The sequence below is a fragment of the Photobacterium ganghwense genome, assembly GCF_003025595.1.
Lineage (GTDB): Bacteria > Pseudomonadota > Gammaproteobacteria > Enterobacterales > Vibrionaceae > Photobacterium > Photobacterium ganghwense.
This window is the reverse complement of sequence record NZ_PYMI01000004.1, coordinates 410,224-431,370: the sequence shown is the minus strand read 5'-3', so window position 1 is coordinate 431,370 and position 21,147 is coordinate 410,224. Positions and strand designations below refer to the sequence as shown.

The 21,147-nt window shown below is 48.6% G+C and carries 19 protein-coding genes; 10 read left to right on the top strand and 9 right to left on the bottom strand.

Annotated elements, in window-relative coordinates; translation table 11 throughout:
• Positions 1–269: 269 nt before the first annotated feature.
• The gene (locus tag C9I92_RS16330) at positions 270–710 is read right to left on the bottom strand and encodes a VOC family protein (protein ID WP_047886050.1); all 441 of its coding nucleotides are present in this window, start codon (positions 708–710) and stop codon (positions 270–272) included.
• 35 nt (positions 711–745) lie between these two features.
• Positions 746–1,423: a type 1 glutamine amidotransferase domain-containing protein gene (locus tag C9I92_RS16325; RefSeq protein ID WP_047886049.1), complete on the bottom strand. Its 678-nt coding sequence runs from the start codon at positions 1,421–1,423 to the stop codon at positions 746–748.
• A 200-nt stretch (positions 1,424–1,623) separates the two neighbouring features.
• Between C9I92_RS16325 and C9I92_RS16320 the strand changes: the two genes are divergently transcribed.
• Entirely contained in the window at positions 1,624–2,082 is a 459-nt protein-coding gene (locus C9I92_RS16320) for a dCMP deaminase family protein (RefSeq protein ID WP_047886048.1), read from the top strand.
• A 112-nt stretch (positions 2,083–2,194) separates the two neighbouring features.
• Here C9I92_RS16320 and C9I92_RS16315 read toward each other — a convergent pair whose 3' ends face one another.
• Complete coding sequence (locus tag C9I92_RS16315) at positions 2,195–3,076, bottom strand: patatin-like phospholipase family protein (protein WP_047886047.1); 882 nt, start codon at positions 3,074–3,076, stop codon at positions 2,195–2,197.
• Between the two features lie 157 nt (positions 3,077–3,233).
• Entirely contained in the window at positions 3,234–3,800 is a 567-nt protein-coding gene (locus tag C9I92_RS16310) for a type II secretion system protein (RefSeq protein ID WP_053061884.1), read from the bottom strand.
• A gap of 333 nt (positions 3,801–4,133) precedes the next feature.
• Here C9I92_RS16310 and C9I92_RS16305 point away from each other — a divergent pair, with 333 nt between their 5' ends.
• The 5 genes from C9I92_RS16305 to C9I92_RS16285 all read left to right on the top strand — a co-directional run bounded on the left by C9I92_RS16305 (position 4,134) and on the right by C9I92_RS16285 (position 8,855).
• Positions 4,134–4,649, top strand: a complete 516-nt coding sequence (locus C9I92_RS16305; RefSeq protein WP_047886046.1) for a macro domain-containing protein — start codon at positions 4,134–4,136, stop codon at positions 4,647–4,649.
• 225 nt (positions 4,650–4,874) lie between these two features.
• Positions 4,875–6,230 carry an MBL fold metallo-hydrolase gene (locus C9I92_RS16300; RefSeq protein WP_047886045.1) on the top strand — a complete coding sequence of 452 codons (1,356 nt, stop codon included), beginning with the start codon at positions 4,875–4,877 and terminating at the stop codon, positions 6,228–6,230.
• Between the two features lie 206 nt (positions 6,231–6,436).
• Positions 6,437–6,721, top strand: a complete 285-nt coding sequence (locus tag C9I92_RS16295; RefSeq protein ID WP_047886044.1) for a MazG nucleotide pyrophosphohydrolase domain-containing protein — start codon at positions 6,437–6,439, stop codon at positions 6,719–6,721.
• A gap of 400 nt (positions 6,722–7,121) precedes the next feature.
• Positions 7,122–7,673: a hypothetical protein gene (locus C9I92_RS16290; RefSeq protein WP_047886373.1), complete on the top strand. Its 552-nt coding sequence runs from the start codon at positions 7,122–7,124 to the stop codon at positions 7,671–7,673.
• Between the two features lie 204 nt (positions 7,674–7,877).
• The gene (locus tag C9I92_RS16285) at positions 7,878–8,855 is read left to right on the top strand and encodes a D-2-hydroxyacid dehydrogenase family protein (RefSeq protein ID WP_047886043.1); all 978 of its coding nucleotides are present in this window, start codon (positions 7,878–7,880) and stop codon (positions 8,853–8,855) included.
• A 239-nt stretch (positions 8,856–9,094) separates the two neighbouring features.
• On the opposite strand, the gene C9I92_RS16280 is transcribed toward C9I92_RS16285, so the two are convergent.
• A complete protein-coding gene (locus tag C9I92_RS16280) occupies positions 9,095–10,774 on the bottom strand; it encodes an RluA family pseudouridine synthase (protein ID WP_047886042.1) in 1,680 nt (559 codons plus the stop codon).
• A gap of 332 nt (positions 10,775–11,106) precedes the next feature.
• On the opposite strand from C9I92_RS16280, the gene C9I92_RS16275 reads away from it, so the two are divergent.
• Positions 11,107–11,994: an EAL domain-containing protein gene (locus C9I92_RS16275; RefSeq protein ID WP_047886041.1), complete on the top strand. Its 888-nt coding sequence runs from the start codon at positions 11,107–11,109 to the stop codon at positions 11,992–11,994.
• 263 nt (positions 11,995–12,257) lie between these two features.
• Here C9I92_RS16275 and C9I92_RS16270 read toward each other — a convergent pair whose 3' ends face one another.
• Positions 12,258–13,652, bottom strand: coding sequence for a class II fumarate hydratase (locus C9I92_RS16270; protein ID WP_047886040.1), 1,395 nt, complete (start codon positions 13,650–13,652; stop codon positions 12,258–12,260).
• Between the two features lie 399 nt (positions 13,653–14,051).
• Between C9I92_RS16270 and C9I92_RS16265 the strand changes: the two genes are divergently transcribed.
• A complete protein-coding gene (locus C9I92_RS16265; protein ID WP_047886372.1) occupies positions 14,052–14,324 on the top strand; it encodes a PepSY domain-containing protein in 273 nt (90 codons plus the stop codon).
• 196 nt (positions 14,325–14,520) lie between these two features.
• On the opposite strand, the gene C9I92_RS16260 is transcribed toward C9I92_RS16265, so the two are convergent.
• A complete protein-coding gene (locus C9I92_RS16260) occupies positions 14,521–15,972 on the bottom strand; it encodes an alpha-amylase family glycosyl hydrolase (RefSeq protein ID WP_422894363.1) in 1,452 nt (483 codons plus the stop codon).
• Positions 15,973–16,348: 376 nt separating this feature from the next.
• Between C9I92_RS16260 and glgC the strand changes: the two genes are divergently transcribed.
• Positions 16,349–17,566 carry a glucose-1-phosphate adenylyltransferase gene (gene glgC, locus C9I92_RS16255; protein ID WP_047886039.1) on the top strand — a complete coding sequence of 406 codons (1,218 nt, stop codon included), beginning with the start codon at positions 16,349–16,351 and terminating at the stop codon, positions 17,564–17,566.
• A complete protein-coding gene (gene glgA, locus C9I92_RS16250) occupies positions 17,556–19,079 on the top strand; it encodes a glycogen synthase GlgA (protein ID WP_047886038.1) in 1,524 nt (507 codons plus the stop codon). The genes glgC and glgA overlap by 11 nt, the downstream gene beginning before the upstream one ends.
• 277 nt (positions 19,080–19,356) lie before the next feature.
• On the opposite strand, the gene C9I92_RS25800 is transcribed toward glgA, so the two are convergent.
• Together C9I92_RS25800 and C9I92_RS16245 are read right to left on the bottom strand one after the other, a co-directional pair.
• Positions 19,357–19,482, bottom strand: a complete 126-nt coding sequence (locus tag C9I92_RS25800; protein ID WP_273859794.1) for a hypothetical protein — start codon at positions 19,480–19,482, stop codon at positions 19,357–19,359.
• A 181-nt stretch (positions 19,483–19,663) separates the two neighbouring features.
• Positions 19,664–21,103, bottom strand: a complete 1,440-nt coding sequence (locus C9I92_RS16245) for an MltF family protein (RefSeq protein WP_047886037.1) — start codon at positions 21,101–21,103, stop codon at positions 19,664–19,666.
• Positions 21,104–21,147: the final 44 nt, after the last annotated feature.

Genomic DNA, 21,147 nt, shown 5'->3' with positions numbered 1-21,147 from the left:
GTATTAAAAGCTGCCTGATGGCGGGTGCTTGATAGATCCAGTCTGATAGCAGCCTAATGACAGGCGCATCGGGCATGTACCGTACCGGGTAAGGCGTACTCAGTTTGGAGTTTGACCTGAAGTTTCTGACGCGCAAGAGCGTCTTGGTGACTAAATCGTCTTGCTAAACCGAACTTCCAGGCCAGAGTTTCAAGGCCAGACGCTCGAGGCCTGTAAACACGCCTTTAAGTCACTGTAGCTGACTCAGGAAAACCTGATTAACGCTCAGATCACCACTCGCCGGTGTTTTCCATGGATGCCCATGGTTCAGCCGGTGCCAGTGCTTCGCCTTTTTGCAGTAGCTCAATGGAAATGCCATCCGGAGAGCGGACAAATGCCATGTAGCCATCACGCGGAGGACGGTTGATTGTCACACCGTTGTCCTGAAGATGGGCGCACAGGTCGTAAATATTATCGACACGGAAAGCCAGGTGGCCAAAGTTACGGCCACCGGTGTACGCTTCAGGATCCCAGTTATAGGTCAGCTCAAGTAGCGGCGCATGATGTGCTTTTGCGTAGTCTGCGTCACCCGGTGCAGCCAAAAACACCAGCGTAAAGCGGCCTTTCTCACTCTCTTTTCGGTTAACTTCAACCAATCCCAGCTTGTTGCAGTAAAAGTCCAGAGAAGCGTCAAGGTCGCTGACGCGCACCATAGTGTGTAGATATTCCATTGTATTTCCTGTGGTTATCCAAATGGTTTTGATGTCTATTCTAACAGTATTTCGGCGACTGCTTCACCTACTCCGAAAGCGGACTGTGGGTTCTGGCCGGTGACCAGTTTGCCATCCACGACCACGTTCTTGGTCCAGGGGCTGGTTTTGACAAACACGGCGCTGGCTGCTTTCAGCTGATCTTCAAGGAGGAAAGGCACCACATCGGTCAGTTCCACCTCTTTTTCTTCCTCGTTAGTAAATCCGGTCACGCGTTTGTTGGCAATCAGGTACGTTCCGTCAGGGAGGGTCACATTCACCAATGCGGCGGGCCCGTGACAGATGGCTGCGACTACGCCGCCTTGCTGAGCCATATTTACCGCCGCTTGCTGGACGGTGCTGCTGTCAGGAAAGTCCCACATGGTGCCGTGGCCACCGGCGAACACAATCGCCTGATATTCGCCGATATCCACACTGGCAAGAGAGTCGCTGTTCTTCAGGTGTTCGACCAGTTCAGGCGTGGCGAGAAAACGTGCATTGGCGTGATCCTCTTCATCCCAGCTTTTGGGATCAACCGGTGTTTCGCCGCCGTCAATCGAGACCACATCGACCCGAATCCCCTGATCGGCCATGGCATAGTAAGGGTGGGTCAGTTCAGAAAGCCAGAAGCCGGTCTGTGTACCGGTATCGCCCATGTGAGCATGGCTAGTAAGGACTATCAGTGCTTTTTTCATGTTTGACATCCCTTCTTCGAGTGAGATACAGCGAAAGCTTAGTTGATCACGGCTGGGTTCGTTACTTTGAAGGACAACTCTGTGAACATCACGCAAGTAAATACTTACCTTTATCATCAGGATATGCTTGAGAAGAAAGGGCAAGTCTTGCAAAATAAAGCCAGTTTATACCCTCATAGTGAATGATTAAGGTAACGAGCATGATTTCTAAGTGGGCTGTGCGCTTTTTTCAGATGGCCGAGCTGGTTGGTTCATGGAGTAAAGATCCCTCGACGCAGGTTGGTGCAGTGATCACCCAGGGAAATCGCATTGTTTCTGTTGGCTTCAACGGTTATCCGCACGGTATTTCAGACAGTGCCGACACCGATGAGCGCGAAATGAAGTACCTGAAAACCCTGCACGCCGAAGAGAACGCAATTCTGTTTGCGAAACGTGATTTGGCCGGTTGTGATATCTGGGTGACGCATTTCCCTTGCCCGAACTGCGCCGCCAAAATTATCCAGACGGGGATTTCAACGGTGCATTGTCCTGAGCAGACGGACGATTTCCTGTCTCGCTGGGGTGAGAAAATCAAAGTCAGCGAAGAAATGTTCCAGCAAGCGGGTGTTGCGATTGACTGGCTGCCGCTGGAAGGACTGGCACTCAAGAGCCCGCAATAAACGTTTCACGGGCTTGGTCAGATAAATGACTGAGCCATCTCTTGTCAGTATGAAAGCCACCTTATGCCTCAGTAAGCAAAGGTGGCTTTTTTGTCGCACTGTTTTGCTGCTGTTAAAAGCAAAAGTGACAGTTTTCACGGGTCAGCCCGTATTTTCCCCGTAAGTTCGTGATGTGATCCTGCCCGGCTTTTATTCCCATCTGGTAGCCTTCATCGAGTCGCTCACGTTTCATAGTGAGGCGTTTGACGGCGAAGTTTTCCGGTGGGGCAATGACTCTGACTGTCGCGTCTTGCGGCGGGGTCCGAATAAACTCCAGTGATGCATTGTAGCGTTCAGCACGGTGTGCCATAGCCTCCGCTACACCCGGATACCGGGATAGCAGCGTTTTCATGACCCACGGGTGGCGGTTCGGCGGCATGTGATAACTGAGCGGATGAGATAACACCACGGTGATATCTCGTGCTCCGCGTCGGTAGGCTTCTTTAACCGGAATAGAATCAGCGACACCCCCATCGGTAAAACACCCCCCTGAAAAACAGGGTGTCGTTTTAAAAGCAATCGGTAGCGCTGCTGTCGCCACCATGGCTTGATGCATGTTGTGCTCGGTAATACGGTAGTAGTTGGCCTTACCGGTATTCACATCTGTCATGGTTGCCCAGAATGGAATTGCGCTAAACAGTTGCTGCTTGTCGAGTGGAAAGCGGCGATTAGACTCTGTCCACAGCCATTCCACGTCCACCAGATCGCCGCCTTTCAGAAAACGACGCGGATTGTAGAACCGTCGGCTGGTAGCCAGTTCAGTAATAACCTGATAACTGCGCTGAGGCGCATCGGCGACATAGCCCAACAGATTAGATGCCCCGGCTGAAACACCAATCGCAAAATCATAGGGTCGATGCCCTTCTGACATAAAGGCATCCAGGACGCCGCTGGCAAAAATTCCCCGCATTGCGCCACCTTCGACAATAAGCGCTCGGCTGTTTTCAAACTGCATACTGACCTCATATTCTTGTAATGCGAGAAGAATACGCACGAACTGCGGGCAGGAAAAATTGGTCGTGTTTATTGATTTGATAGGTAAAAACAAACAGCCATCAATCGATGGCTGTTGTGATAGAAAAGAGGGGGGGATCAGAAAGTTTTCAACGGTATTACACGCAAGGAATGACTTCTGTTGTTGGGCGGTCACCCACCTTCATTGCTCGGGTGTATTTGATGTAACAGCGCTTTTCTTTCAGTACTTCCTGGTTACTTGAATCTGTTTCTACATTATGACGGAAGGTAATGTAGGCGGATTCTATATCTTGGCTGTCGCCGTAGATCGCGACGAAATCATAATCGTCTGAACGGTAATCGCGAATCCCTTTCACCAGGTTCGATAAGGACACTGGGTCGGAATCAGGGTAACCAAACCGGAACACACAGTAGGTGTTGGATGTCATTTTGCAGAGGCTGAAAGGTAGGTCTGTAACCAATGCGTTCTCATGCCCGGCATTGTCATGGGTTGTGACATAAGGGTGATTTTCCAGCCCTTCGATAGCCATTTTTCCGTAAGTCGTTTCAGCGGTCGATTTGATGGTTCCTGCCATGCTTGCAAGTACCGCGTTTCTGGCATCGTCTTGTGCGTCCAAAAATTTAGGTGCGGCAACTACGGCAACAATACCGAGAATCACAACAACAGTGACCAGTTCTATTAATGTGAAACCTTTAGCTTTCATTCGGGGTTTATATCATACAAAAAATCAGTGGCCGGATTATACGCCACAAATACCATATGGCAATCAAATATGTATTAAGAGGAACTTAATCGCTTTTGTATGCAAGATATCGGTATTTACTGGGTTTTAACGCCAAAATATGCAGCGTCGGAATGAAAGTGAGGGATGGCCGATGATCTGATAAGTTAACCAGTTGATTTAATTGGTTGAGTAAGTGTTTGTAGATGGAAATGCCAGCTGATTCCCAACTTGCCGACATTGTCAGCGAGTCGCTTCTGCTAATGTCAAAACATTCAGGATAACAATGAAAGCAGGGCAGAGAAAGGTGAGTGGATGAGCCAAATCATGATCATTGAGGGAGACATCACCAAAGCGAAGGTGGATGCCATCGTCAATGCCGCGAATCCAGTTATGTTGGGAGGAGGCGGAGTTGATGGCGCGATTCATCAGGCTGCAGGCTCTGCATTGCGGCAAGCCTGCTTGCAAGTACCCGCCTATGGGGGTGTCCGATGCCCGACCGGGGAGGCGCGCATTACCAGTGCCGGCAATTTATCTGCCAAGTACGTGATTCACACCGTTGGCCCGGTCTATGATCGTGTCTCCAATCCTGCAGCGCTACTGGGAGCCGCCTACGAGCACAGCCTTCAACTGGCTCTGGAGCATCAGTGCCAGACCATCGCCTTTCCCGCGATTTCTTGTGGTGTGTATGGTTATCCTCACGATGAAGCCGCTGAAGTGGCATTCTCCGTCTGTCGTCGTGAGGCGTACAGTCATCTGCAAATCTATTTTTATTTGATGGGAAAATCGATGGTATCACTTTGGAAACAGATCCTGAGTTCGCAGCCCTGAACAAACAACAGACAGTTGTTAGGCTTGTATTATGAAATGGTGAACCTGAATTGGCCTAAAGCCTGAAAGCCTGAAAGCCTGAAAGCCTGAAAGCCTGAAAGTCTGAATGTATAAGAGGTTAAATCTGCAGGTGGGTGAAACGCGGAGTATATCATCGCGGATGAAAAATGCTGGTGGTGCTGACTGTCAGACAAATCAAGTGTGACGAAAAATGGGGAAGACCTGATGAGAATTACGTTTCTTGGTGGTACTGAAACCGTTACCGGATCCAAGTTTCTTGTCGAAACCAAAAATACGAGCGTACTGGTCGATTGTGGACTTTTTCAGGGGTACAAATGGTTACGGGAAAGAAACTGGCAAACGCTGCCGATGGATATCAATTCGCTGGATGCCGTCATCCTCACGCACGCGCACCTGGATCATTCAGGCTATATTCCGGTGCTCTATAAACGTGGTTTTCGTGGTCCGGTGTTTACTCATCATGCGACACAAGCACTGTGCCAAATCTTGCTGGTTGACAGCGGCCATATTCAGGAAGAAGACGCCCGTTATTTAAGCAAGCACAAGCTCGGTAAACACGAACACCCTGAACCGCTTTACGACCGTCAAACTGCCGAAGAGTGTATGACACTCTTTCAGCCAGTGGATTTCGATGAGCAGGTGGAAGTCGGCGATATCCGATTTCATCTGCAACCGGCCGGGCATATCCTTGGCGCGGCAAGTATTATTCTGGAAGCAGAGGGAAAGCGCGTCGGCTTTTCCGGCGATGTTGGGCGTTACAACGATGTGTTGATGCGACCCCCCCGGCCGTTACCGGAGCTGGATTTGTTATTGATGGAGTCCACCTATGGTAATCGCCTGCACGACAATCAGGACCCTGCCGAGCAACTTGCTGCGGTGGTAAACCGTGTCGCTAAAAACGGGGGAGTGTTACTGGTGCCCGTTTTTGCCGTGGGAAGGGCGCAGGCCTTTCAGCATTTGCTGGCAAAACTGATGGATAACGGGGAAATTCCCAGAATGCCGATCTATCTCGACAGCCCGATGGCCATCGAAGTGTCAGATATATTTTGCCGCTTCAGCGATCAACACAAGCTGAGTCATAATGAATGTCACCGTATGAGCCATTCCATTATTTATACCCGCACAGTGGATGAGTCGAAAGCAATCGAAGGGCAGGCGTTTCCTCATATTATTATTGCCGGCAGTGGCATGGCGACAGGGGGGCGCATTTTACACCACTTCAAGCGCTGGCTGTCGAGTCCGAAATGTACGGTCCTGTTCACTGGGTATCAGGTGGGGGGGACCCGCGGCGCGAAAATGCTTGAAGGGGTGGAATCAGTAAAAATTCACGGCGAGTGGATTCCGCTTCGAGCCTCGGTCACTGCGATATCCAGTTTGTCCGGCCATGCTGATTACCTGGAGCTTACCAAATGGCTGCAGGAATCCTCTATGGCGAAGAAAACGCAAATTAAGTTGATTCATGGTGACCATGAAGCGCTTGAAAGCCTGCGGGTGTATTTGCAGGAGCATACGAAATTTAATGTCAGCGTAGCGGGGTACTGGGATATTTTGCGCCTGTAGTTTATGTGTGCAGAGCGTTGTGCCAGTTACTTTTTATCTATCGCTTCAGGGGGAAGCTAAAACAGAGAGAGCGAAAGTCTGGCCACCTCTGTTCTATCTTCATAACAGCTGCACTTTTTAGTGTTAATTGATTGAATATATTCTGATTTGGCAGATATAGTGTCCAGGTACGGGTTATTTAATCTGCTGAAAGACAAAAGGATGTTATGAAGCTATCTGAGCTACAAAGTCACATTAAGGAATTCGATTACGCCCCAGAGCACTCTGAGCATTATTTTCTGAAGTTAATCGAGGAAGTGGGCGAACTGGCTGAGTCTATTCGTGCCGGAAAGGGTGGGCAGCCAGATTTGGCCGCATTAAAAGGAACGATTGCTGAAGAACTGTATGATGTTCTTTATTATGTTTGTGCGCTTGCCAATATCTATGACGTGAATTTGGAAAAGACGCACGAGTTAAAAGAAGTCTTAAACAAAGCCAAATATAACCGCTAATTGCCTATCGTAAAAAGCGTGTGAGTAAAACGAAATTCGGCATTCCATCCAATCTTTAACACGATGGTTAAAAGGGATGGTTGGTTTGTCATCGCACACTGGTTTAGCTCTCGTGCTTTGTTCTCACGCTTTGCTCTCCGCGATCTCTTTTTGCAGCAAGACGTAGAAAAGCACGAGTCTTGCTCGCCCTTTCTATACTCAAAGCTGTGAGCCTCATTATTCTGAGTCACTCCAGGACAAGTCACGGCCGACGAAGGCACTTAACTATAGCGATAAATGATAATTATCTGCTTTACCCTTCCTTTTTGGTGGTTTTTATATATAGGAATACGGTTTTAGGTTGTGCTTTTACCGTATCCTCATTACCATCTGGCACAAAATTCTTTCCTGGGTGAATTTAATGGAAGTACTTGCTGAAGTGCTGGGCTGGACCAGTGTTGCCTTCTATATCTCATTGACTATTTTCAACAGCATGAAAGCCACGCGGTTTGCCGCGTTTGCTTCAGCAGCGAATGACATCATCTGGTCGGTTCTGATGGGCTGGCATGCCAAGGTGATCCTGAATTTGTCTGTCGCCAGTATTAATGCCTACCGTTACGCTAAAGACTTTATGAATGTGCCAAAGTCTTGGTTGGCTGCATTGGGAGCCGCCATGGCTGCCGGCATTGGTTACATCTTGTACTTTGCGGTCACGGCGTTCATCGCGGAGCCATCGTTGGCGGTTGCCTTCCAGTTCGCAGATCTGGCGGTCATTCTGGCTGCGATTTACATGACGACCCTGCGTAAATACCGGGTGCTGATGTTGATTTCCGGGTTTGTCGGTATGGTGGGATATTACGGTAATCCGCAAATGATGATCATCAAAGCGATGGTGATTGGCATCATGTCATACAAGTTGATCAAAAATCCTGAAGAATCACAGTCTGCGCCTGCTGAGACGACTCAAGCGTAATTGACGGTTTGCTTACTATGACGCCCCGGTTTTCCCGGGGCGTTTTTGTTTGTGCTGACAATCCGTTGAATTGACAGGCCGAACATGGAGTAAGCGATGTTTATTGGGCGATATGTTTGAGTTTTTAACGGGTTAGGTGGATTTTATCCGGCTTCAACGCTACCTTCAGCTCATCACAATAGGATGATGCAAGGATAGGGATAGATGAAAGTTGCAGTGCTTGATGATTACCAGAATGCAGTGAAAGGATTGTCCTGTTTTGCGATGCTTGAAGGACATCAGGTGAAAGTGCTTAACAGTACTATTGCTGATCCTGCGTCACTGGCTCCGTTACTGGTTGATGTTGATGCTCTGGTGTTAATCAGAGAACGTACCCTAATCAATGAGGCTTTGTTGTCACGCTTGCCAAACCTGAAATTGATCAGCCAGACGGGCAAGATCAGTCATCATCTTGATCTGGAAGCTTGTACCCGTCACGGTGTGGCAGTAGCAGAAGGGATTGGATCGCCGGTGGCTCCTGCGGAATTATGTTGGGGACTGATGATGGCTGCGTCGCGCTATATTCCGCAATACAGTGCCAACCAGCAGCTTGGGCAATGGCAGCAATCTGGCACGCTAGGATTAGGTCGCACCCTCCATGGCCAAGTGATGGGGATTTGGGGTTATGGAAAGATTGGCCAGCGCATTGCTCGTTATGCACAGGTATTCGGGATGGACGTGCAGATATGGGGCAGTGAGTCATCGCGTATCCGAGCGATACAGGACGGTTTTAAAGCGGCAGACTCGAAAAAGGTGTTCTTTGCTTCCTCTGATATTGTGTCATTGCACTTACGACTCAATGCGGCAACGTGTGGGATTGTTACAGAAGAGGATTTGTTGGCCATGAAACCGGACTCGTTACTGGTGAACACATCTCGGGCCGAACTGATTCAGCCCGGAGCCTTGCATAACGTGCTGTCTGCCCATCCTTCACGTCGTGCCGCGGTTGATGTTTTTGAGCAGGAACCGGCCCTGCCTTCGAATGAACAACTGCTGGCGTTGCCAAATGTGTTGTGTACACCTCATTTGGGATACGTTGAACAAAATAGCTACGAGCTGTATTTCCGTAAGGCGTTTGAGAATGTCATTGCCTTTGCGAATGGACACCCTGAAAACATTGCTAATTCCGAAGTGCTTGTCTGAAATCAGGCGCTAAAGTCAATGTAAGCGAATGAATAGCCAGCGAGCCAACTCGGATGACTGATTCTAGGTGCTAGGTGCTAGGTGTCGGCTGTTAACTATCGGCTGTTAACCATCGATTGTTAACCATCAGCTATTTGACGTTAGCTGTCAGACGCCTTCCCGCTGGCCAGAGATGGCATGGGAAAGCGTCTGAGCGTAGAGGGGGCGGATAGAAAAGAAAGGGTGATTAATCTAGCCTTTTAAAAATCCGCTTCTACCTGAAATCGCATACGATCGTGGGTGATTGGGTGATCCAGTTCCAGCGTTTCCGCATGCAGGTGTAAGCGGTTTGCTTTCACGCCATACAGATCATCGCCGATAATCGGCATATTCAAGCCCAGGTTGTGGGCACAATGTACTCGTAACTGGTGAGTACGGCCGGTTTTTGGATAAAGATGAACTTTAGTATGGCGGTCAGTACGAGCAATAACTTCCCATTTTGTTTCAGCCGGTTTTCCGTGTTCGAAGCAGACCAGTTGGCGCGGGCGATCGTGCAAATCACCTCGCATTGGCAGGTTTATCATACCTTCGTCGGCGGTCAGTACCCCATCAATCAACGCGGTGTAGCGCTTTTGAACGGTACGCTGAATGAATTGTTTCTGTAGGCTCTTGTTAGCACGCTTGGTCAGCGCAATCACCATCAGCCCTGAGGTCGACATATCCAGCCGATGCACGATAAGCGGACCGGTTGCGTGTGGAAAGGCCAGCTGCATTCTGGTGAAGACCGAGTCATCAATGGTTTTCCCCGGTACCGACAGAAATTCGGCAGGCTTATTTACCACCGCCATATGCTCGTCCTGATAGATAATGTCTATGGATTTACCTTCTGCCGGATTGTTTAGCAGGGGATTGTCATCCACCTCCATGCCGTCAAGCATGTGAGTCAGAATCGGCTGGCATTTACCCTGGCACGCCGGGTAGTAATGCTGGTGGCGGCGAATTTCGGATTTCGGTGACTGTCCCCACCAGAACTCTGCCAGTGCCAGCGGTTTCATCCTGTTCAGAAACGCATATTGCAGCAGTTTTGGTGCTGCACATTCACCGGCACCCGCAGGCGGTATGCCCTGCGTCGTGGGTGCAAAAAGAGTGCCCAGCCCTTTGCTTTCACCTTTAATGTTGGAAAAACGGTATTGCTCGAACAGCTGCTGCTGTAAGGCTGAAGACATCGCCTTGCGTTTCTCTTTCAGAGGGGAAATGACAGCAAGATGTGCATCCAATGCAGCCTGAAGCTCAGCCAGTCGAGATTCCCAGTACAGTTTGAGATCCCGCAGTTGCAGTTTTTCAATCACACTTTCCTGGCTCAACTGTTTTTTCAGTGCATTGCGTTCGTCAGGTGTCATCTCCGCCGAGGCGGCGCGTTTGGCTTTACGGACTTTTCTGCCTTCTACCATGTTGCTGCGATGTGCCTGCAAAGCTTGCTCCGCAGCTTGCGTTTCCGAAGTAAGTAGAGCTTTGCATTCCGCTAACGCCGGGTCTGCTTCCAGCGCTTTTATTTCCGTCGTCAGTTGGTTGATTTCCTTCTGACCCGTCAGGAAAAAACTGTCTTCGGCCAGCATGTCGAACACCGGCGGGACAAAACCCGGCAACAGATTCTGATCTGCCATTTTCCCGGAAAAGGCGGATAGATAGCCGATTTCTCCGTCCTGATTTTCAACCAGCAGTACCCCAAACATTTTGCCGATGGCTGTGTCAGTATCGCCCGTCAGCCCAAAGTTATGCTGCCAGTTTGTCTGGTTGGCCAGATGTGCCTGAAGTTCTTCCGCAGCCAGCACACATAGAGGGTGAGGCTGATAATAAAACGGAAAGGTAAAACGTTCAGGCAGGGGGTAATCTGCAATGGAAGTTTTAAATCGGGTAAACAGTTTTTCCGGAGAATGCATAGGATTTCTGAATTCTGAGACGTAAAGCCGCGAGTGAGGCACTAAAAGGTGCACATTCTACCGCTTAGATGAGAAATTGGCACCAAATGACCAAAAGATTTTTAATGTCTCAGAGGACAATACAGGTGTCTCATTTGTGAGACATTAGCGAAACACTCTGCTTTTTTATTGATAAATAGATAAAATAATGGAAAATCCTGCTTCTATTCAGTTGGAATGTTGGCCTTGGCACAAAAAATTGTGACCTGTCCTATACTGTTGATGAGTGAGACTTCCTATGTGTGGTGTAGCGTTTATGGTTAGATTAACTATGTTCATGGAATGAATGTTTAGTGAATAACATACTAAGAGCCGGTCAGGAACTGGACCCCTATATCCGGCGCTCCGAAGACGGTGCTTTTTTCGCCACTTACAAGGATTTTGTGTTAAAAAGTGCGTTTCAGCCAATCGTAACGCCTGATGGTGAAATTTTTGCCTTCGAAGCACTGTTGCGCGTTGAGCATGCTTCTGGTTTTTGTCTGGATACCGGCAGCGTGATTGAAAGCTATCTGGAGCACACCGTTGATCTCATTAACGTTGACCGTCTGTCACGGAATGTGCATCTCCGAAACTTTGCCCGCCTTGGCCTGCCAACCAATTTGTTCATTAATGTCACGCCTATCGCGCTGCTCGACAGTGCAGCCAGGCAGGATACCGAATCCCTTCTTCTGACAACATTGTCTGCGATGAATCTTAACCCGTCGTGTATTTACCTTGAGGTTCTGGAACATCCGTGTGATGACGAACACTGCCTTACTCGCACATTGCATTCACTGCGCCGTCATGGTGTGAAAGTCGCGGTGGATGATTATGGAATGGGCGCTTCCTCAATGTCACGAACCACAGCGATGCGTCCGGATGTGCTGAAAATCAGTAAGCCTTTGCTTGATAGCTACGTGGCAGGAGACACGCAACCGATGATCGAAGCCCTGAGTGTGGCGGCTGCGATATCGGCTCAAGTACTGATTGAAGGGATTGAAGACCAACCGTCGTGTGAGTTAGCGAAAGCATTGGGAGCCGATTTATTACAAGGGTATTTTACCGGCCGTCCGTGCTCGATACCGGCGTATCGTCCGCAAACTGACTGCAAACTTTTGCCGTCGGGATCAGTTTCAGGAGGGGCTGTTACGGGATCGGTTTCGTCGTTAACGGTACCAAAATCTCCGTTCTATCCTTGCTGACAGATGCTTTTATGGATTCCTGTCACCCAGGCAGCCCGAGTACCCGGATACCCGCGTTGTGCTGAGGATCGCCGCGCTGTTTGGTACATATGGTGACGAGCAGGTGCCAATAGAAGCAGATAATAGACGTATGAGACAGGCAGCTTACGCGCTGCCTGTTAATGAAGTTATTTGATGGTGTTGATGTTAATACTGTCACCGAAGCCACTGAAACTGACGACATGCCGAGGTTTCTTTTAGGTGTCAAATTGGCATCTGTATGGCTAATGCTTACCGTCTTTCACCCCGCCTTGCGTCAGTAATGTTGGATTCAGCCACTGCTCAAGTTCTTCCCGTGAATACTCGGTCTCTTCAACCGCCACATCCAGAATATCCCGTTGTTCCTTGTAGGCTTTTTTCGCAATCTCTGCCGCTTTCAGGTAGCCGATTAACGGATTCAGAGCCGTCACCAGAATCGGATTTTTCGCCAGGGCACGTTGCAGGTTATCGTCCCGAACCCGAAAGCTGGCAATGGCTTTGTCTGCCAGCAAATGCAGTGCGCTGGTCAGTAACTCAATGCTTTGCAGCAGGTTCATCACAATAACCGGCAGCATCACGTTCAGCTGAAAGTTACCGGACTGGCCAGCAATGGTGATCGTCATGTCGTTACCAATCACTTGTGCTGCAACCATGGCTGATGCTTCGGGAACAACAGGGTTGACCTTACCTGGCATAATGGATGAACCAGGTTGTAACGATTCCAGTTCAATTTCTCCTAATCCGGCCAGAGGGCCAGAATTCATCCAGCGTAAGTCATTGGAAATTTTCATTAAAGCTGTAGCCGTTGTTTTCAGCTGGCCAGAAAGACTGACGATGGCATCCTGGCTGCTCAGGTTATAAAAGAAGTTGTCACTGACCGTGAAATCAACTTCGGTTGAAACTGAAATATTGTTGGCAAAAACCGCGGCAAATTCCGGGGCGGTATTGATTCCTGTACCCACTGCGGTGCCTCCCTGAGCAAGAGCCTTTACCGATTCCAATGATTGGCAAATGCCGTATTGCGCTTTTTCCAGCTGCGTTTTCCAGCCTTCCAGTTCTTGCCCCAACGTTACCGGCATAGCATCCATTAAATGGGTTCGTCCGGTTTTGACCACATGGCCCACGTCCGAGATTTTTTTATCCAGTGTTGCAATGATGTGTTCAAACGCCGGGAACAGGTGGTGGTGGCAAGCGAGTGCCGCACTGACTTGAATGGCCGTAGGAATCACATCATTACTGCTTTGTCCCATGTTGACATCGTCATTGGCGCTAACCGGCGCGTTGAGTTTTTCAGCGGCCAGAGTGGCGACGACTTCATTCATGTTCATGTTGGAGCTGGTTCCCGAGCCGGTTTGGAAGACATCGATAGGGAACTGATCTGCGTATTGTCCGTCAATGATTTCCTGACAACTGTCAATGATGGCGTGCGCGGTGTCGTGGGGTAATTGGGCCAACTCCAGGTTACTACGCGCGGCTGCCTGCTTGATAAAAGCCAATGCCTGAATAAAACGGGCGGGCATGGGAATGCCGCTGACAGGGAAGTTATTGATGGCACGCTGAGTTTGCGCTTTATACAAGGCATTTTCCGGAACCTGAACATCACCCATGCTGTCAGTTTCTGTACGAAAGCCGGATGTCATGTTGCCTCCCCGCCAAAGTGAACGCTTTGGCAATGTTGTTGTGGTTGTCATGAGCTTAGTGGAATTCGCCCGGAATAGAGAAGCTTGTCTTAGTAATTGGCTTTATTGACAGCGATTTTAGTGAGTTCATGTTTATTTATGCATGTTCTAAGAAATAAATCACTGGTCCTTACCAATGCGAGCCATGCTATTACTGTCTGCTTTGTATCAATATACCTCTGCAGCAGGGAGCTGCTGAAGAAAAGGTGAGGGGGAATGAAAGGGATAAAGGGTCAAGGATTAACCTTTTAGTGGACATGGATGTGATACGAATCAAAGAAAGCGCGTGCTTAGCAACATTTGGCTTTCATTTTGATATGATGAAGCGACATGAAGTACGGATGCAGGTGGAACATGACTATGAAGAACGTTGTAATGCCCGTCCTGATTTCTGCATGCATAGTAGCGGTACCGGCCATGGCGGATCCGATTGAGCCTTCAGTCGCACCAGAGCTGACGGTACCCAAAGCGATGAGACTGCTACAAAATCAGGGATACCATGATTTTCGCTCGATCAAAATCGAGCGGGATGACCATGAAATTGAGGTCGAAGCACGAAACCCTGAGGGAAAACGTGTTGAAATAGAGATGGATTTATTTAGCGGAAAAATTCTGGCTGTAGAAAGCGACTAGCCTGCAACGATGATGACGTTGTGCTGGGCGTATTCCGGTATTCCTATTCACGGCTTTGGATTTGGTATAAGTCCGTGATCGTTGAGTCTTTTGAAAAGCTGCGCTTTGGCGCAGCTTTTTTTCGCCTTTAGCTTTTATGTTGGCCAGCCGGTTTTGTGGTCGCAGGCGCTCCGCATTCAGTGCTGAAGATAGCGTTTCACTGCTTTTTCATCATCATCGCACAGCTTCCACCGGGAAGCAGTAAAACGTTTTTACTATCAGTTGATTGTAGAAACCTTTCAGTTTTTATGGGTAAATTATCTTCATTGGTCAGTTGTGCTTGTCGATCCTGCGACGTTGTCATTTCGACTCCGGGCAATGAGAGGCAATCCAGATAGTTGCCTTCCGGTAACTCAACGCAAACGGGTTGTTGTCCCCGGTTTATGGCGACGATGCCTTCGTTTCCCCTGGAGAAAACCAAGTGATCATCTCCGGCTTCCAGGATTTGCATAGGCAGGCTGTGCATCTGGTGATGGAAAGTAATCATGCGGCTTAGTATCGGATCCTGCCAGCAATCCAGCCAGCGTGGTTGTCCCGACTCATCAGTTATGCCACTGGTGTTCAGATCGCTGTATACCAGCGGTACACCACCGTCTCTCCCTAGTAGGTAACAGTAGGCCAGCCGCTCGCTGACAGGGGACATGACCTGATCCAGGAAGACATCGTTATTGGGAATATCATGGGTAATGGCAAAAGTGATTGCCCGGTCATATGCCAGTGCTTGCCCCACTGAATAGGGGTTGATTAATTCTGTCATTGGACGGCTTTTCTCCAGCACATTGAAGACTGAATGGAACAGTGGGAAGTCATATGCCCCGAGCGAAGTGCTTTTCAGATACGGCTCCAGAAATAATTCATACTCGTCACGGCTGGCTCCGCCATCGGTGATGATTTCACCAAAAATATGCATGCCTTTACTGACGTCTTCGTCCCACACTCGCTGAATATGTTCTAAAGTTAAATGCTTAGCAGCATCAATTCTGAACCCTTTTATGCCTAATTGTTTTAGCGCGCGCAGGTATTTCTGTTGTTGCTTTACTACATTTTCTGCGCATTTTAGCGTTGGAAGACCGGGATCATTGCTATCACCACTGATTCTTCCGTGCTGAACTTCCCAGGGATTGTGCCAATCCTTAATTGGGAAGGCGTTAACGAAGTCTTGTTCGGTAAATAAGGCTTTTGATAAATCACCAAATAAACGGATTTTTTCAAAATACTCTTCTTCATCCTTATATTGATTAAGGATTTTTTCTGAAGGGTAGTTCAGGTCTGTCCGATGGTCTGACTCGTTAGCCATGTGATTAAAGACCACATCGACATAAATGTGCAGATCATGCTTTTTTAATGCCTCTGTCATTAGGATGAAATCATGGGTGTTGCCTAATTGATTGTCTATCACCCGGTAATCCTGAGGCTGGTATCTCTGCCACCAGGGAGACCCGTTCCGGTGGTGGAGGGATTTCATCGGTGGGGAGACAAGAACGCTTTTAAATCCGGCATTTGCAATAGCTTCGGCATAGTGTGCAATCCGGGCGTATGGCCAGTCAAATGCGTGCAGGATGACATTACTGGCGCAGGTATTGTCCATATGTGAAACAGGGTTGCTCATTCTATATGTCCTTCTGATGAACTGAGCGCAGTCTACCCACTCAGTTTGCGAAAGTATTCAGCTTTTGCAATGGTTCAAGGGGGAGGAGGCTGGGGGAGTAGGGATTGCAAGCAAGAAAATACGTGGCAAACAGACGAAAGTGACAAAATTATAAAATTTTGTATCGGTTATTTTTTGTACTTGCTCGCAGTTTTATGTTTCGAATGATGCGCGTGTTCAAAAAGTCTGACGAAAAAAGATGTAACCCACATCGCTGGGTTTGAAAGAAAACAATATTTTTGAAAATACCTATCAATTTATACTGCATAGCCATTCTCCTCAGGTATGGCCGTGTGTTATATATGGCACAAGTTGCTTACTCACAAGGAGGTACACCATGGCAGGTGTCTTAGGAATGATTTTGGCTGGTGGTGAAGGTTCTCGTCTCAGGCCACTCACGGATTCACGCAGCAAACCGGCAGTGCCTTTTGGTGGCAGTTACCGTTTGATCGACTTTGCACTGAATAACTTTCTGAATGCGGATTTGATGCGGATTTTCGTGTTGACTCAGTTTAAGTCTCAGTCGCTGTATGTGCACATGAAAAAAGGGTGGAATGTTTCTGGGATCACAGGGCGTTTTATTGATCCTATCCCAGCGCAAATGCGGATGGGTAAGCGTTGGTATGACGGGACAGCTGACGCCATCTACCAGAATATTCGCTTTATTGAGCTGGAATCACCAGATCAGGTGTGTATCTTCGGCAGTGACCACATCTACAAAATGGATGTGAAGCAGATGCTGGATTTCCACCATGCTCACGAAGCGGATTTAACGGTATCAGCACTGCGTATGCCGATCAGCGAAGCGTCTGCCTTTGGCGTGATCGAAGTGGATCAGAACGGGCGGATGATAGGTTTTGAAGAGAAACCGGCAAATCCAAAGGCGATCCCCGGGGATCCTGAGCATGCTCTGGTGTCGATGGGTAACTACATCTTCGAAACCGGTGTGCTGTGTAAAGAACTGGAAGAAGATGCGATGAATGAATCGTCCAGCCATGATTTCGGTAAGGACATCATTCCAAAACTGTTCCCGCAAGGGAAAGTGTACGTTTACGATTTTACAACGAATATTATCCCGGGTGAGAAAACAGCAGGTTACTGGCGTGATGTCGGCACGATTGAATCTTACTGGCAGGCGCACATGGATTTATTGTCTGAAGATGCGCCGTTCTCACTGTATAACCGCCAGTGGCAATTGCATACCTATTACCCGCCACTGCCTCCGGCCACCGTTCTGGACGGTGACAACTGCAAGGTTGATATCAATAACTGCATGATTTCGGCTGGTAGTTACATTCGCGGTGCGCGGGTTTACAAGTCAGTACTGGGGTTCCGTACTAATGTGGATCATTGCACGACAATCAGCGAATCAATCATCCTGGGGGATGTGAAAATCGGCGCTAACTGCTCCATTCGCCGTGCTATTATCGATAAAAACGTGCAAATCGCACCGGGAACTGTCATTGGTGAGAATCCTGAAGAGGATCGTAAAAAGTACCATGTATCAGACGAAGGGATTGTCGTGATACCGAAAGGAGCGAAAATTGGCTACTAAGACTACACCTTCTTCTCAGCCTCTGAAAATTCTGTTTGTGGCTTCTGAGGTTGAGGGACTTGTTAAAACCGGTGGCCTGGCGGATGTGGCCAAGTCGCTGCCGGCTTCACTGAAAGCGATGGGGCATGATGTGCGTATTGCCATGCCGTACTATCGCAAAGTGGCAGAACGTGAGCAGGGTGACACCCTGCTGGAAACGGTACTCTATGTACCAACACAGCCTGAACCGGTGGGGTATGCGGTGAAGCGGCTGTACAGCGGTGAAGTTCCTGTGTACGCATTAGACGCGCCACAGTATTTTGACCGTGCTGAACTCTATGCGGAAAATAACGAAGGCTATGCCGATAACGGCGAGCGCTTTGCTTTTTTCAGTGCAGCTACGCTGGATATATGCGAAAAGCTCGGCTTTCAGCCGGATATTGTGCACTGTAATGACTGGCATACCGGTCTGGTTCCGTTTTTGCTGCGTACCCGCTATGCAGCAGATGACGCTTTTTTTGCCAACACGAAAAGTGTTATCACGATTCATAACGCCGTCTTCAAAGGCAATTTCGATTATGAGCAGTTCCGTTTAATTCCTGAACTGATCCAAAAGCGCTACGTTCAGGCTGAAATGGACAGTGCCCATATCAGTATGCTGAAAGCAGGCGTGGCTTTTGCCGATAAAATCAATGCAGTTAGTCCTAACTACGCGGCTGAGTTACTGACTGAGCTGGGTTCACATGGTATGGCAGCCGATTTTCGCAACCGGTCAGATGATCTCTACGGTATCGTCAACGGGTGTGATTACGGCGACTGGAACCCGGAAACTGATCCGTACATCGCCCAGAATTACAAAGCCAATAAAGTCAGTGTCACCCGTGGCAAGAAGGCCTGTAAGCGGGATCTGCAACAGCAGGTGAATCTGCCGGTTAAAGATGTGCCGGTCTATGGCATGGTTTGTCGTCTGACGGAGCAGAAAGGCATCCATTATCTGCTGCCGATTCTGGCTGATTTTCTGGTTCATGATGTACAGGTGGTGATTGTCGGGAGCGGTGATCCGGTTCTGGCGGCAAAACTGCGATCAATCAGTGACGCACATCCTGAAAAATTGGCGTTCGTGGAAGCTTACAATAATCCGCTGGCACATTGTGTCGAAGCGGGGGCCGATTTCTTCATGATGCCGTCCGAGTTTGAGCCATGTGGCTTGAACCAGCTTTACAGCCTGGTTTATGGGACATTACCGATTGTTAGGGCAGTGGGTGGGCTGATTGATACTGTGATTGACTATGATCAGACACCGCAGGTGGCAACAGGCTTTATTTTTAAAGCTCCGACACCGGAAGCTTTGCTGATCAAGCTGCAGCGAAGCTTACTGCTGTACTGCCAGCGCCCGCAGGAGTTTAAACGTCTGCAGCAAAATGCGATGGCTTGTCGGTTTGAATGGGATGAAGCGGCTGAACTCTACGTTCAGATGTATAACGGTCAGGAGCATATCACTGCCGTAAAAAAGCACCATCCTGAAACGGTCTGACTGGCCAGCCAGCATGCCAGCTTGAACTGAAATGAGTTGAAAACAAAAAGCCCTCATGATGAGGGCTTTTTCTATGGGTACGTGAAGAACGGAAGAAAGTGCTGATAACCGGTGGTATTGGGCAACCCACGTTCTCAGCGAAAAACGGACTCTGTTCGACAAGCTCGATTCAGCAAGGGGGATTTAATCAGCACTTGTTACCGGATTTTGTTATCGCTTTTTTGCTGTCGTTCGATGCCAATTTGTCATTGTTGGCTGTCATTGTCTGTCGTTGCGCTTAAAGCACGATAACATCATTCGCGAATTCGTCATCACCGTCATTCAGAAACAGATCATCCGGGCAACTGGCCAACAAATCTTCTTCTGTCGGGACAACAAAGGTTGTGAGGTGTAATGTATCCATACTGTCGTCTCAATGCTTTTCTTGTTTCTCCGAGTGCCAGAGCAAACTCATCGGTGTTTAAGTTGTAGTAGCAACACTAGCCTTGATAAATGACATTATGATGAAAGCGGGATCACGATCTCAGCCCTGCAAAATTTTGCGTATTAATCGCTGAATTATTCAACGATACACATCAGCAGGCTTATCGACTGAGTTTGTAATGAAGGCGGTGAATGCGCGCCGTTTCGCTTTGCGCGGCAGTTTGCATCGACATCAGTTGTTTGTAGATGGTGAAGTAACGGTTGATATTACCCACATAAGTGACAGGCTCCATACCGACCTCTTCTTTTACCACTTTCTCGACATTGTTAAACCATTTGGTCGGATCATAGCCTTGTTCCTTTGCGACTCCCCGTAGGCGGTTAATCCGGTTGGGACCGGCATTGTAGCTGGCGAGGGTAAAATACAGCTGGTTCAGCTCATCCGTTTCCTCATCCTGGAAGTAATTATTACGAATGTAGTCCATGTATTTCACCCCCGCGTGGATGTTGTTTTCAATATTCTGAATATGGCGGATGTTGATATATGGCTCATTGGCGGTCTGGGGAAGAACCTGCATGATGCCGATTGCACCGGCATGTGAACGTTTCGACTGATCAAACTGCGATTCCTGGTATGCCTGCGCTGCAATGATCAGCCAGTTAATGTCATACATGTTGCCGTAGCGAATGAATTTGTCCTGTAAATTCTTAAATTGCTTGATGCTGCTTGGGCTGATCACCTGTTTGAACCATTCTTTGCTGTTAAGGTAGCGGTTGAAGATCACGTTGCCGTTCAGGGTGCCGCGTCGGTTCTTTTCAATAAAGCTGTTGATGAGTTTGCTCAGTTTCGGACTGTTTTTGCGAAAAGCCCAACCAATCGAACCATGTTCGCGGATCGGATAACGGGTATGAAGCCGCAGATTACCAGTAACCAATGACCAGAACTCAGCTTTGTGAGAATCCAGTACGGTCATTTGGATCAACCCTTCCTGAATCATCTGTACCAACTCATAGTCTTCCAGTGTTTCTTCTAGAAAATGCACGTACATGGGCTCAAGATGCTTTTTGGCCAGTTGTTCATTGATTTTTCGGATGCTCTGGTAATAACTGGAACTGGCCCGAACCCAGACACTCTTTTCAGATAGCTGCCGAAGCCGGGTAATCCGGCGGCGCTTTTTCTCGGTCACAAACAGTTCGCTGACCTCAGTCAGGAAGGGGTCACTGAAATCCACTTTTTGCAATCGCTGTGGAGTAATGGTCAGATTTGCGGCAGCGATGTCGCCAACTCCGGCAATCAGAGACGGAAAGAGCTGATCCCGATCGATCGGAATGATCTGGAGGCGGTATTTCTGGCCGGTGGCTTCTGCAATGTAAGCTTCAAACAGCTCCAAGAGTTCAGAAGTTAAACCGCGGGGCTTACCCTGATCTAGGTAATAGAAGCCAAGATCCGCTGAAACCAGAACGCGAATGACGCCTTTTTCGAGTAAAACAGGTAAATCGCCGGTGTATTTGGTGCTGGGAATCGGGGTGATTTCAAACGTAAAACCGAATGAAGACAGGACGATGCTCAGACAGCAGCACAACCGCAGTACTGTTTTCATGGCCCATACTCAACAGCGTATTGCATTGAGTATAGGCTTTTCCC